The sequence below is a fragment of the Luedemannella flava genome, assembly GCF_039528515.1.
GTDB lineage: Bacteria > Actinomycetota > Actinomycetes > Mycobacteriales > Micromonosporaceae > Luedemannella > Luedemannella flava.
This window is the reverse complement of the sequence record NZ_BAAALT010000275.1, coordinates 1-12366: the sequence shown is the minus strand read 5'-3', so window position 1 is coordinate 12366 and position 12366 is coordinate 1. Positions and strand designations below refer to the sequence as shown.

The following is a 12366-nucleotide window of genomic DNA, read 5'->3' as shown; positions in this document are numbered from 1 at the left end:
GACGACCCGGGACCGCCCCCGGGATCCTGCCGTCGTCGACTCGTAGAGGTGTTCACCATGACCAGTCTGGAACAGGCTGTCGTTGACGTTTTCGCGCCCGCCTTCGCGGCGGTCGCCGGCACGCCCGCCGATCCGGTGGTGCGGCGCTCCCAGCACGCGGACTTCCAGATCGACGGCGCGCTACCGCTGGCCCGGGTACTGGGACGGGCGCCGCGCGACATCGCCGCCGAGGTGCTCTCCCGGGTCGGCGCCGCGGACCTGATCGCGGAGGCCGTCGTCTCGGGGCCCGGCTTCATCAACGTCACCGTCGCCGACGGCGCGCTGGCCACCCTGGTCACCGCCGCACGGGCGGATCAACGGCTCGGCGTCGGCGTCACCGAGGACCCGGAGACGGTCGTCGTCGACTACTCCGGACCGAACGTGGCCAAGGAGATGCACGTCGGGCACCTGCGGTCCACGGTGATCGGCGACGCCTGCGCGCGGCTGCTGGGCTGGCTGGGGCACCGGGTGATCCGGGTCAACCACGTCGGCGACTGGGGCACCCCGTTCGGCATGCTCATCGAGCACCTGGTCGACCTGGGCGAGGCGGTCCACGAACTGTCGCTGCGCGACCTCGACGAGTTCTACCAGGCCGCCCGGGCGAAGTTCGACGCGGATGAGGCGTTCGCGGCGCGGTCCCGGGCGCGGGTGGTGGCGCTGCAGTCGGGCGACGAGGCGACGCTGCGGCTGTGGCGGCTGCTCGTGGCCGAGAGCGAGCGGCACCTCCTCGCCACCTACGACACGCTCGGCGCACTGCTGACCAGTGCCGACTTCCTCGGCGAGAGCTTCTACAACCCCACGCTGGCACCCGTCGTCGAGGAGTTGGCGGCGCTGGGCCTGCTGCACGACAGCGACGGCGCGAAGGTGGTCTTCCCGGCCGGCCAGGTCGGCCGCGACGGCGAGCCGCTGCCGCTCATCGTCCGCAAGAGCGACGGCGGCTACGGCTACGGCGCGACGGACCTCGCCGCGATCCGGTACCGGACCCAGGAGCTCAAGGCCACCCGGCTGCTCTACGTGGTCGGCTCGCCGCAGCAGCGGCACTTCGAGATGGTGTTCACCACCGCGCGGGAGGCCGGCTGGCTCGCGCCCCCGGCGCGGGCCGCGCACATCGGGTTCGGCCAGGTCCTCGGCGCCGACGGGCGCAAGCTCGCGTCCCGGGCCGGCGGCACGGTGAAGCTCGCGGAGCTGCTGTCCGAGGCCGTCGACCGGGCCGCGTCGATCGTCGAGAACAAGAACCCCTCCCTGGGTACGGCGCACCGCGCGGCGGTCGCGCACGCGGTCGGCATCGGGGCCATCAAGTACGCCGACCTGTCCAGCGACCGGATCAAGGACTACGTCTTCGCCTGGGACCGGATGCTCGCCACAACGGGCGACACCGCCGCCTACCTGCAGTACTCCTACGTCCGGATCCAGTCGATCTTCCGCAGGGGCGACGTCTCCCCCGACGCCTCGGCGGTAATCACGATCAAGGACCCGGCCGAACACGCTCTCGCCCTGGAACTGCTCGCCTTCCCGGCGGTCGTCGCCGAGGTGGCCGAGACGCTGCAGTTCCACAAGCTGACCGGCTACCTGCAGGATCTCGCGGGCGCGTTCACCACGTTCTTCGACCGGTGTCCCGTCCTCAGATCCGACGCCGCGACCCGGTCGAGCCGCCTGGCGCTCTGCGACCTCACCGCCCGCACCCTAGCCCGGAGCCTGGACCTCCTCGGCATCTCCACCCCCACCCAAATGTGATCATCCAAAGTGGATGCCCGACGGCCCGCGTTCGGTGACGCGGACCGCCCGTCAAGACCGCGAAGCGCGCCCGACTTGGCGTCCATTGTGGTTTCGTGGTCGCGCTGCGGGCCCCTGGCCCCGGATACCGGTGAGGCGGCGGCCCCAGGTGCGCGGAAGGGGCCGCCGGCTCACGTCATTCGGCCCGTAGGGCCGTGGCCACCCGGGTGCGGGCGGCCCAGCCGGCGGGCAGCAGGGCGCCGAGCACCGCCAGCACGATGCCGGCGCAGCCGAGCAGGAGCAGTTGCGGGACGCCGTAGACGGCCAGCACGGAGTCGGGCAGCGGCGTACCGGCACCCTCGCCCATGATCGGCACGATCCAGTGGTGCAGGGCGACGCCGGCCGGCACCGCGATCACGCCGCCGACCAGGCCGAGACCCACCATCGAGGTGATCACCATCGTCCGCGTCTGGCGCGGGGTCATGCCCAGCGCCTTGAGTACCCCGATCTCCTGGACGCGCTCGCGGGTGGTGAGCACCACCGTGTTGAGCACGCCGAGCGCCGCCACCGAGCTGAGCAGCAGGGCGAGGGTGGCGATCAGCGCCTCCAGGACGATGAACGTCTCCGAGTCGAAGTCGCTGCTGCGGTCCTCGACGATGACGCCCCTGCTGTCGGGGTACTGTTCCTGCAGGGCCGCCGCGTAGGCCCCGGCGTCGGTGCCGTCCGTGAGACCGATCTCGACGACCGTGTGCTCCGGCTTGTCGACCAGGGTGGCGTCGCCGACCACGAACAGGTTCCCGGTGCCGGCGAGCACCTCCCCGACGATCGTCACGACGTGGTCGCCCTCGAACGTCAGCTGGTCGCCCACCTGGTGGCCCGTCGTCCGCAGGAAGTACGACGACACGACAACCTCCCCCGCGCCGGAGTACCAGCGGCCCGACACGATGGGCCAGCCCGTCCAGCGCGCGTCGCCGACGTACCCGGAAAGGTCTATCTCCTGGGCGATGCCGGTTGCCTTGACCAGGCCGAGCCGGGCGATCGTCGCGTGCGCGGTGCCGTCCATCGCCCGGACCGCGCTCAGCACGACGGCCGGGTCGGTGGGGTCCGTGATCCCCGGCGGCCCGCCCGGACCGCCCTCCGGCACGGACTGTCCCTGCCCCTCGATCGTCCGCACCGGCCCGCCGGCCGGCAGTACGTCCGCGGTGATCTGGACCGCGTCGCGGCGGGTGAACGCGCTGTCCACCCGCAGGACCGACGCCGCCAGGCCGACCGCGAAGACGAGCGTGGTCGCGCCGAGCAGGATCGCTACCACTGTGCCGGCGGCCCGCGACGGACGGGCCAGCGGCAGGCCGAGCCCGAGGGCGACGGGACGCGGTAGCGGGCTCGCCGTGAGCGCGCGTCGGGCCCGGAAGCCGCGCCCCAGGCGGGGCGCCCGGCCGACGCTGATCGCCTGGTTGGCGGCCAGCCGACCGGCCCGCAGCGCGGGGCCGATGGCCGAGACCGCGACGAGCGCCGGCGCGGCCAGGAGCACGGTGACGATCGCCCATACGGGGACGCCGCCCTGCCCGGAGGCCACGTCGTAGACGCGGTCGGTCTTGGCGAGCAGCGGCTGGGCGACCGCGATGCCCAGCGGCACGCCGATCGCGGCGCCGACCACGGCCGGCGTCACGACCTGGACCACGTACGCCGCGACGACGTGCGCCGGCGTGAACCCCACCGTCTTGAGTACGCCGATGGTCCGGTACCCGGCGACCACCGCGCCCGACACCACGTTGGCGGTGATGAGGACCGACAGGATGATGCCCAGCACGGCGAACGCCACGACGAACGGCACGAACGCGGAGATCGCCCGGTTGGTCGCCGTGCGGACCGTGAGGTAGCTGGTGCTCGACTCGACGGACCCGGCCGGCAGGCCCGCCGTGGCGGTGGCCAGCGCGTCGCGCAGCTGCGCGTCGGTGTCGTGCGCGGCGAAGCGGTACAGCATCTGCCGCGCCAGCCCCGCGCCGGTCAGCACGTCGGTCTGGGTCGGCCAGACCCACGCGTCGCCGGTGCCCGTGGCCGAGGTGCCGATGCCGACGACCTTCAGCGAAACCGTGCCGACGGTGACGGTGTCGCCGACGTTGCCGCGCGGGCCGGCGTACCGCCGCGACATCACGATCTGGCCCGGGCCGGTCAGCCAGCTGCCCTCGTCGAGGGAGAGCTTGTCGATGGCACCACCCGCCTCGGACCGGCCGACGATCAGGCCGTCGGAGCGGTGGACACCACCCGGGCCGTCGACGCCGGCGTTGACCGTGTCGAACGGGCCGGCCGCCGCCGTCACGCCGGACGCGGTCGCGGTCCGCGCGACCTGGTCCGCCGGGACCTTGGCGCTGATGTTCGCGGCGACGTGGGCGCCCTGGGCGGCCGCGAACGCCTTGTCGAACGGCCCGTGCGACGCGGCCGCCAGGCCGACGGCGAGCACCCCGGTAGCCGAGGTGAACAGCACGACCATCCCGATGATCACGGTCTGCACCCGCCGGCGCGTGACCGCGGCCCGGGCGGCGGCCCACACGGCGCTCACGCCGTCCCCCTCCGCTTCGCTCCGGCGCCGCCGTGGGTCAAACCTGAGCTGATGATTCGCTCGCTGGCGCTCGCTCATGCTGGAACCGCCTCGTTGGCGTGGCCGTCGCGCATGGTGATGAGGCGGCGGCCCGAGGCGGCGGCCAGCGCCGGGTCGTGGGTCACCAGCAGCAGGGTCAGGCCGTCGGCGGACAGCTCACCGAGCAGTTCCCGCACGCCCTCGGCGGCCGCCTGGTCGACGGCGCCCGTGGGCTCGTCGGCCAGCAGCAGCTCCGGCGAATTGACCAGCGCGCGGGCGATGGCGACGCGCTGGCGCTGCCCGCCCGACAGCCGGGCCGGGTACGCGTCGGCCTTGTCGGCGATGCCGAGCCGGTCGAGCAGCTCGTCGGCACGGCGGCGCACCACGCCCGGACGTGCCCCGGCGAGGCGCCCCGGCAGCACGACGTTGTCCCGGACGGTCATCTCGTCGAGCAGGTGGAAGAACTGGAAGATGATCCCGATATGGGCCCGGCGGAACCGGGCCAGGGCGGTCTCGGAGAGCTGGTCGACCCGCTCCCCCACGACCTCGACGGCGCCCGCCGTCGGGCGGTCGAGGCCGGCGATGACGTTGAGCAGGGTCGACTTGCCGCTGCCGGACGGGCCCATGACGGCGACCGCCTCTCCCCGCGCGACGGACAGGTCAACCCCGGCGAGGGCGGGCGGCCCGGCCGACTCGTACGCCTTCTCCACTCCGGCTAACCGGATCAATTCACTCATGTCTCACATTCCTCCCGGTCGTGTGGTCGACACCGACCGTAGGGACCGGGCGGCCTCGATCGCGTCCGGCGCGGGGACCAACCGGGCGCGCCCGGCCCGCCGCAGGGATGACGCGGGTCCGCAACGCGGCGGACGCCGACCCCCGGTGACCTGGGCACAATGGGTGGCGTGCGCCGTCGCCTCAACCGCCTGCTCGACCGGATCGGGATCGGATGGACCGATCTCGCGCTGGCGGCCGTCTTCATCGTGGCCGCGCTGATCGCGGCGGATGCGGCCGGGTCGGGCGACGTGCAGGGGCCGATCCGCTTCCGGGTCGAGGGTCCGGTGGCGGTCCCGATGCCGCCCGTCCACGAGGAGTCGGAGCAGTTCGACCCGCTCGCCAGCGTCATCGCGGGCGCCGCGCTGGCGGTGCGGCGCCGGCTGCCGTACACGGCGTTCCTCGTCGCCATCGGCGGGATCTTCATCATCCAGGAGGGCCTGCTCTGGCCCGGGTTCGTGGCCATCCTGATCTGCGCGTACTCCGCGGTGACCTACGGGCGGTCCGCCGTGCTCGGGCTGGCGCTGCTGGCCGCCGCCGCGATCGCCGCGTCGGCGACGTTCGACCGGTCGATCCCGTCGCTGCCCGGCTGGCTCGGGCCGATCGTCGTGTTCGCCGTCGTCGGCCTCGCCGCCGTCGCGCTACGTAACGCCCGCGCCCGCGCCGACGCGGCCGCCCGGCGGGCCGCCGCGCTGGAGCAGGAGCAGGCGACCGCCGCCCGCGCCGCCATCGCCGAGGAGCGCGCCCGTATCGCCCGCGAGCTGCACGACGTCGTCAGTCACCACGTCAGCGTGATGGTCATCCAGGCGGGCGCCGCCGGCAAGGTCATCCAGACCCGGCCTGACCTGGCGCAGGGCGCGCTGACCGCGATCGAGGCGAGCGGCCGGGAGGCCATGACCGAGCTGCGCCAGCTGTTGGGCCTCATGACGCCGGCCGACGACCGGCTGGCCCCCCAGCCGGGCCTCGCCGACCTCGACGTCCTCATCGACGCGGTGCGGGCCGCCGGTCAGCCCGTCACGCTGAGCCGCGACGATGCGGAGGTGCCGCCCAGCGTCGACCTCACGGCGTACCGGGTGGTGCAGGAGGGCCTGACCAACGCGCTGCGCTACGCGCCCGGCGCGGCCACCGACGTGGACATCCGCCGCGACTCCGACGACCTGGTGGTCGAGGTCCGCAACGCGGCCGCGCCGCCCGTCGACCCGGCCGTGCAGGGCGCCGGCCGGGGTCTGCTCGGCCTCGGCGAGCGCGTCCGCCTGCACAACGGCACCCTGGACACCCAGCGCACCCTCGGCGGCGGCTTCCGCCTCACGGCAAGGATCCCCACATGAGCGACCGTCAGCGAGCGAATCAGTGGAGGCGACGGCATGACCTTGAAAGTGGTGGTCGCGGACGATCAGGCGCTCGTCCGATCCGGGTTCACGATGATCCTCACCGCGGCCGGCATGGAGGTGGTCGGCGAGGCGCCCGACGGGGAGGCCGCCCTGGCCACGGCGCGCCGGCTGCGCCCCGACGTGGTGCTCATGGACATCCGGATGCCCGTCATGGACGGCCTCGAGGCCACCCGCCGCCTGCTCGCCACGGGCCTGACCACGACGACCGGTGAGCCCACGCGGGTCATCATCCTCACCACCTTCGACCTGGACGAGTACGTCTACGCGGCGTTGCGCGCCGGCGCGAGCGGGTTCCTGCTCAAGGACGTCACGCCCGACCACCTCGTGCACGCGGTGCGCCTGGCGCGCGACGGGGACGCGCTGCTGGCGCCCGCCATCACCCGCCGGCTCATCGACCGTTTCTCCACCCCCACCCGGGTACGGGAGGACTTCGGCGGCCTGTCGGCGCTCACCGCCCGCGAGCGTGAGGTGCTGGTGCTGCTCGCGCGTGGGCTGTCCAACGCGGAGCTGGCCGCCGAGCTGCACCTCGGGGAGGCCACGGTGAAGACGCACGTCGCCCGGATCCTGGCCAAGCTGGAGCTGCGCGACCGCGTCCAGGCGGTCATCTTCGCGTACGAGAGTGGTTTGGTGACGCCGGCGGCGTGACAGGTCGTCAGCCGTGCGCCGCCTCGTGCACGTTGGGGCTCGCCGGGATGCCCGTGCCGATGTCGATGAACTGGCGGATGCCCGCTCGCGGGTGCGGAACTCGACCGCGCGGAGCACGAAGTCGCGGTTGGCCAACGCCATGGACCGGATGCTGGGGATCGCGCCCTCGATGCCCTGCGCCATCCCGCGGTCGGCGGCGAAGTTGTCCTTGCGGCACCGCCTTACGCTGCCGGCGAAACGCGACGTCAAGCGGGCACACCGCGTCCCGGCTGTCGGTATCGTGACCACATGGCGGAGGTGGCACACATCGGTCCGGGCGACCGCGAACGGCGTCCCCTGCTGCGCACGGCGCTCGGCGCCGCGCTGCGCCGCCACCGACGCAGCCAGCGACGCACGCTCGCCGACGTGGCGCGCGACGCCCGCGTCTCGATGCCCTATCTGTCCGAACTGGAACGGGGCCGCAAAGAGGCCAGCTCCGAGGTGCTCGCCGCCGTCTGCGACGCGCTGGGCGTCGAGCTCGGCGACGTGCTGACCGAGGTCGGCCGCGACCTCGTCGGCAACCGGGCCGCGGTCCTGCGGCTCGCGCCCGGGATCTCGGCGCCCGCCCCCGGGCGCCTGGCCCACCGGCCCGGGGACGCGCTGCTGCTCGCCGCCTGATCAGCCCACGCCGGCCAGGGCGGGTGCGCCGGCGCCACGTCGGGTGATCACGTGGTCGGCCAGGCCGTACTCGACGGCCTCCCGGGCGGAGAACGTGCGGCTCCGGTCGATGTCGTCCTTGATCTTCGCCGTGGGGTGGCCCGTGTGCTCGGCGAGGATCTCCTCCATCTCCGCCCGCACCTTGGCCACCTCCTTGGCCTGCACGGCCAGATCCGGCAGGGTGCCCCGGGCCTGGCTGGACGGCTGGTGCAGGGTGACCCGCGCGTGCCGCAGCACGGACCGTTTGCCGGGCGTGCCGGCCGCGAGCAGCACCGCGGCGGCGGTCGCGGCCTGGCCGAGGCAGATCGTGGCCACGTCGCACCGGATGAAGCGCATGGTGTCGTAGATGGCGGTGAGCGCGCTGAACGACCCGCCCGGCGAGTTGATGTAGAGGCCGATCTCCTGCTCGCTGGCCGACTCCAGGTAGAGCAGCTGGGCCATCACCACGTTGGCGACCCCGTCGTCGATCTCCGTACCGATGAACACGATCCGCTCGGACAGCAGCCGGGAGTAGACGTCGTAGGCCCGCTCGCCGTTGGGCGTCCTCTCCACCACGGTCGGGATGACATAGCCACTCATGCCGCGATGCCGATCTGGCGGGCCAGCGACGGACGCACGTCCGTGACGGTCTCGACGATGTGGTCGATGAGGCCGTACTCCAGGGCTTCGGTGGCGCTGAACCACCGGTCACGGCGACTGTCGCGCTCGACAGTGGCCACCGACTGGCCGGTCTGTTCGGCCGTCAGGCGCAGCAGCGTGGCGCCCACCCGCTCGAGCTGCTGGGCGTAGATCTCCACGTCGGCGGCCGTGCCGCCGAAGCCCGCGGAGCCCTGGTGCATGAGGATCTGCGCGTTCGGCAGGCTGAACCGCTTGCCCCGGGTGCCCGCGGTGAGCAGGAACTGGCCCATGCTGGCCGCGAACCCGATCGCCAGGGTGCTGACGTCGTTGGGGATGAGCCGCATCGTGTCGTAGATGGCCAGGCCCGCGCTCACCGAGCCGCCGGGCGAGTTGATGTACAGGCTGATGTCGCTGCGCGGGTCCTCGGCCGAGAGCAGCAGCAGCTGCGCGCAGAGCCGGTTGGCGACCGGGTCGTCGACCTCGGCGCCGAGGACGATGATGCGCTGGTGCAGCAGCCGGGCCGCCAACTGGTCGTCGAGCGTGCCCGCGCCGATGAGCGCCGTGTTCATGGGTTACCTCCCGCGTCGGGGTCCGATGCGGTCCACGATCGGCCGCCGGGGCGGCGGGCGGCAACGCAATCTGCCAGAAGCTAAGGAACTCTGCTGTTGGCAGATTCCGCAGCCAGCCACCCTCGTGCTTTACTAGGGACCTAGTAAAGGAGGCAGGGTGTTCGTGTTCCGGCTCGACTCCGGCTCCGGCGTGCCGCCGTATCTTCAGCTCGTCCACCAGGTCCGCCAGGCCGTGCTGCTGGGGTTCCTCCGGCCGGGTGACCGGCTGCCGCTCATCCGCGAGGTCGTCGAGACGCTCGCGATCAACCCGAACACTGTCGCCAAGGCCTACCGGCAGTTGGAGCAGGAGCAACTGGTCACCGGGCGGCCGGGTCAGGGCACGTTCGTCAACGAGGCCCCGTCGGCGGGGCTGTCCCCGGCGGCGTACACGGCGCTGCGCCGCGGCCTGGCCTCCTGGCTGCGGCGCGCCTACGAGGCCGGCCTCGACGAGCGGGCCGTCACGGCGCTGTTCACCACGGTCCACCGCGAGACCCGGGACGAGGCGGCATGATCGCGTTGCGGACTGACGGCCTGGCCAGGCGTTACCGCGGCGCATGGGCCTTGCGGGACTGCACGCTGGCCATGCCCGCCGGCCGGGTGATCGCGCTCGTGGGGCCGAACGGCGCCGGCAAGACCACCCTGCTGCGCCTGGCGGCGGGGCTGCTCACGCCGACCGAGGGGTCGGTGACCGTCTTCGGCGACTCCCCCACGGCGAACACGCCCGAGGTCCTGGCCCGCGTCGGCTTCCTGGCCCAGGACCACCCGCTCTACCGTCACTTCACGGTGGCTGACCTGCTCCGCTTCGGGCGCTCCTGCAACCCGCGCTTCGATCAAGGCCTCGCCGAGCAGCGGCTGGCCGCGCTGGACATCCCGGTCAACCAGCGCGCGGGCGCGCTGTCGGGCGGGCAGCAGGCGCAGGTGGCGCTCGCGCTGGCCCTGGCGAAGCGCCCCGACCTGCTCCTCCTCGACGAACCGCTGGCCAGCCTCGATCCGGTGGCCCGGCGCGAGTTCCAGGGCGCACTCATGGGCGCCGTGGCCGACACGGGAATGACCGTGCTGTTCTCCTCGCACGCGGTGCACGAGCTGGAGCGCGTCTGCGACCACCTGGTCGTGCTCCGGCACGGCCGGGTCGCGCTCGCCGGCGACATCGACGACCTGCTCGCCGAGCACCGCCTGCTGGTCGGGCCGCGCGTCGAGGCCGACGTCGCCGGCACCGTCGTCGAGGCGACCCACGGCGGCCGGCAGACGACCCTGCTGGTCCGCGACGGCGGCGGGCCGGTGCTGCCGGGCTGGCAGACCCATCCGGTGAGCCTGGAGGACCTGGTCCTGGCCTACCTGCGCCGCGACCTTGCGAGGGCAGACGCATGACCTGGTTGGTGTGGCGCCAGCACCGGGCCGAGGCGCTCGTACTCGCGCTGCTCGTTGCCGCGCTCGGGGTGGTCGTGGTCGTGCTCGCCGGGCCGCTGCACGCGCTCTTCCCCTCGGGCGTGGCCCGGTGCGCGGCGCCGCCGCTCGACCAGGCGTGCCGGGTCGGCTTCGCTCAACTGCGGGAACTTCGCGGGTACGCCCTGCCGATGCTGATCCTGTTGAACTTCGTGCCGTTCGCGATCGGGGCGTTCCTCGGCGCGCCGATGCTCGCCCGCGAGCTGGAGTCCGGCACCTGGCAGCTGGCCTGGACGCAGTCGGTGCCCCGGGCCCGCTGGCTGGCCGTGAAGCTCGCCGCGCTCGGCGCGCTGACCGTGGCGCTCAACGCCGCCTTCGCCGCCCTCGTCGGGTGGTACCGGCAGCCGTTCGACCTGTTCGGCCGCTTCCTGATCGACGGGTTCGACGTGTCCGGCATCGCCCCGCTCGGGTACGGGCTGTTCGCGTTCGCGCTGGCCACCGCGGCCGGTGCCCTGCTGCGCCGGAGCCTGCCGGCGCTCGGCGCGGCGCTGGTCGTGTTCGTCGCCGTGCGGGTGGCGGTCGCCGGCTGGGTGCGTCCGCACTACCGCGCACCGGTGACCCTGGTCGAGGACATCCCGGCCGGCTCGGGCGAGGTCCGCACCGGCACGGCCGACCTGCGCGACGGGATCATCAGCCAGGGTGTGGTGGACCCGGCGGGCCGGCACCTCAGCGACCTGGAGGGCGCCATGGTGCAGCACAAGGCCATGGCGGCGGGGTTGGACCCGACGACGGTCCTGCATGACGAGGGCTACCACCGGTGGGTGACCTACCAGCCGACCGGACGGTTCTGGTCGTTCCAGCTGATCGAGGCGGGCCTGTTCGCCGGCCTGGCCGCGCTGCTGCTCGTCGTGGTCGTGCGCCGGGTGCGACGCCTCTGATCAGGGCTTTATCTTCCCGGTGCCGGCATACCCGGTGACGATCGTCTTCACGTCGGCCGCCCTGTCGGGCTGGTACGAATACGGCACGGCGGCCACGCTGCCCGACGTCAGGATCTTCCCCGACTTCACGGCGTAGTTGTCGCGGGCGACGAGGTTGCCGGCGTCGCTGTCGCCCTCGCCGAGGTGGACGGGCTCCGGGATGTTCTCGAAGTAGTTCGCCTCCAGCAGCACGCCCGCGTCCATCGTGGTGGCGATGCCGTAGCTGTAGTCGAAGTCCTTCGTCTGGACGAAGTAGTTGTTGTAGACGTGGACCGGGTTGCCGAAGCGGACCCGGGGGCTGCGCTGGCCGCAGTCGCGGAACACGTTGTGGTGGAACGTGATCCGCAGGCGCCCGGTGTCCTCGTCGGCGTTGTCGTCGCTGTGGCCGACCAACGAGCACTTCTGATGGTCGTGTAAAACGTTCCAACTGATGGTGACGTAGTCGACCGCGTGCGTGAGGTCGATCAACCCGTCGTAGTAGGCGCTGTCGTGCGTGGTGTCGCTGGACAGGTCGTTGTGGTCGATCCAGATCCGGGTCGCGTTCTGCACGTGGATGGCGTCGCCGTTGCCGGCCTCCGCGCGCACCTTGGCGATGCGCAGGTTGCGGATGACCACGTTGCTCGCGTTGACGATGCTCAGCCCGCAGCCGGTCAGCCCCGAGCCCGCGCCGACCCCGAGGATCGACTTGTTCGACGTCACCCGTACGTCGTCGTCGCAGGTGAAGGTGCCGTTCACCCGGATCGTGAGGGCGGCCGACGACTTCGCCTGCTCGGTGAGCTGGGCGAGGCTGGTCACCGTGACGGTCGAGCCACTGGTGCCGCCGCTGGTGCCGCCGTCGCGGGTGCCCCAGCCGACCAGGCCGGTCTGCCGGGCCGCGACCGCGGCGGGCCTGGACGGCGTGGGCGGCCGGGTCACCGGGCGGGTGGCGGGCGGGCGCACCGGCG

Annotated in this window: 12 protein-coding genes and 1 pseudogene; 7 read left to right on the top strand and 6 right to left on the bottom strand. The window is 73.0% G+C overall.

The genetic code is table 11. The annotated features are described in order from the left end of the window. Nucleotides 1-57: 57 nt before the first annotated feature. Nucleotides 58-1773 (top strand): arginine--tRNA ligase, encoded by a 1716-nt coding sequence (argS, locus tag ABD211_RS30595; protein WP_344139314.1) that lies wholly within the window; start codon nt 58-60, stop codon nt 1771-1773. Between the two features lie 175 nt (nt 1774-1948). Here argS and ABD211_RS30590 read toward each other — a convergent pair whose 3' ends face one another. Beyond that, the gene (locus ABD211_RS30590) at nt 1949-4312 is read right to left on the bottom strand and encodes an ABC transporter permease (RefSeq protein ID WP_344139312.1); all 2364 of its coding nucleotides are present in this window, start codon (nt 4310-4312) and stop codon (nt 1949-1951) included. A gap of 74 nt (nt 4313-4386) precedes the next feature. Continuing rightward, nucleotides 4387-5067, bottom strand: coding sequence for an ABC transporter ATP-binding protein (locus ABD211_RS30585; RefSeq protein WP_344139310.1), 681 nt, complete (start codon nt 5065-5067; stop codon nt 4387-4389). A 168-nt stretch (nt 5068-5235) separates the two neighbouring features. Between ABD211_RS30585 and ABD211_RS30580 the strand changes: the two genes are divergently transcribed. Together ABD211_RS30580 and ABD211_RS30575 are read left to right on the top strand one after the other, a co-directional pair. Then, the gene (locus ABD211_RS30580) at nt 5236-6432 is read left to right on the top strand and encodes a sensor histidine kinase (protein WP_344139308.1); all 1197 of its coding nucleotides are present in this window, start codon (nt 5236-5238) and stop codon (nt 6430-6432) included. Between the two features lie 36 nt (nt 6433-6468). Next, the gene (locus ABD211_RS30575; protein ID WP_344139306.1) at nt 6469-7140 is read left to right on the top strand and encodes a response regulator; all 672 of its coding nucleotides are present in this window, start codon (nt 6469-6471) and stop codon (nt 7138-7140) included. Nucleotides 7141-7147: 7 nt separating this feature from the next. Here the strand turns inward: ABD211_RS30575 and ABD211_RS30570 are convergent, their stop codons facing one another. Beyond that, entirely contained in the window at nt 7148-7357 is a 210-nt protein-coding gene (locus tag ABD211_RS30570; protein ID WP_425560571.1) for an SAM-dependent methyltransferase, read from the bottom strand. 71 nt (nt 7358-7428) lie between these two features. Here ABD211_RS30570 and ABD211_RS30565 point away from each other — a divergent pair. After that, nucleotides 7429-7692, top strand: a pseudogene (locus tag ABD211_RS30565) (helix-turn-helix domain-containing protein); the annotation flags it as partial. Nucleotides 7693-7797: 105 nt separating this feature from the next. Here the strand turns inward: ABD211_RS30565 and ABD211_RS30560 are convergent. Further along, nucleotides 7798-8415 (bottom strand): ClpP family protease, encoded by a 618-nt coding sequence (locus ABD211_RS30560; RefSeq protein WP_344139304.1) that lies wholly within the window; start codon nt 8413-8415, stop codon nt 7798-7800. Next, nucleotides 8412-9023 (bottom strand): ClpP family protease, encoded by a 612-nt coding sequence (locus ABD211_RS30555; RefSeq protein ID WP_344139302.1) that lies wholly within the window; start codon nt 9021-9023, stop codon nt 8412-8414. Before ABD211_RS30555 ends, ABD211_RS30560 begins: the two co-directional genes overlap by 4 nt. Before the next feature lie 157 nt (nt 9024-9180). On the opposite strand from ABD211_RS30555, the gene ABD211_RS30550 reads away from it, so the two are divergent. From ABD211_RS30550 to ABD211_RS30540, 3 genes are read left to right on the top strand one after another with little or no spacing between them, the layout of a single operon-like run. Further along, nucleotides 9181-9573, top strand: coding sequence for a GntR family transcriptional regulator (locus tag ABD211_RS30550; protein WP_344139300.1), 393 nt, complete (start codon nt 9181-9183; stop codon nt 9571-9573). Beyond that, entirely contained in the window at nt 9570-10430 is an 861-nt protein-coding gene (locus ABD211_RS30545; RefSeq protein ID WP_344139298.1) for an ATP-binding cassette domain-containing protein, read from the top strand. The genes ABD211_RS30550 and ABD211_RS30545 overlap by 4 nt, the downstream gene beginning before the upstream one ends. Beyond that, the gene (locus ABD211_RS30540; RefSeq protein ID WP_344139296.1) at nt 10427-11383 is read left to right on the top strand and encodes a transporter; all 957 of its coding nucleotides are present in this window, start codon (nt 10427-10429) and stop codon (nt 11381-11383) included. Before ABD211_RS30545 ends, ABD211_RS30540 begins: the two co-directional genes overlap by 4 nt. Here the strand turns inward: ABD211_RS30540 and ABD211_RS30535 are convergent. After that, nucleotides 11384-12366, bottom strand: a 983-nt coding sequence (locus tag ABD211_RS30535) for a pectate lyase family protein (RefSeq protein WP_344139294.1), incomplete at its 5' end; no start/stop codon positions are given. It abuts the gene before it with no gap.

What these genes read in the sequence shown, in the direction of transcription:
- ABD211_RS30585 (WP_344139310.1), bottom strand. Translation starts at nt 5,067, where the DNA reads ATGAGTGAATTGATCCGGTTAGCCGGAGTGGAGAAGGCGTACGAGTCG.
- argS (WP_344139314.1), top strand. Translation starts at nt 58, where the DNA reads ATGACCAGTCTGGAACAGGCTGTCGTTGACGTTTTCGCGCCCGCCTTC.
- ABD211_RS30545 (WP_344139298.1), top strand. Translation starts at nt 9,570, where the DNA reads ATGATCGCGTTGCGGACTGACGGCCTGGCCAGGCGTTACCGCGGCGCA.
- ABD211_RS30575 (WP_344139306.1), top strand. Translation starts at nt 6,469, where the DNA reads ATGACCTTGAAAGTGGTGGTCGCGGACGATCAGGCGCTCGTCCGATCC.
- ABD211_RS30560 (WP_344139304.1), bottom strand. Translation starts at nt 8,415, where the DNA reads ATGAGTGGCTATGTCATCCCGACCGTGGTGGAGAGGACGCCCAACGGC.
- ABD211_RS30540 (WP_344139296.1), top strand. Translation starts at nt 10,427, where the DNA reads ATGACCTGGTTGGTGTGGCGCCAGCACCGGGCCGAGGCGCTCGTACTC.
- ABD211_RS30555 (WP_344139302.1), bottom strand. Translation starts at nt 9,023, where the DNA reads ATGAACACGGCGCTCATCGGCGCGGGCACGCTCGACGACCAGTTGGCG.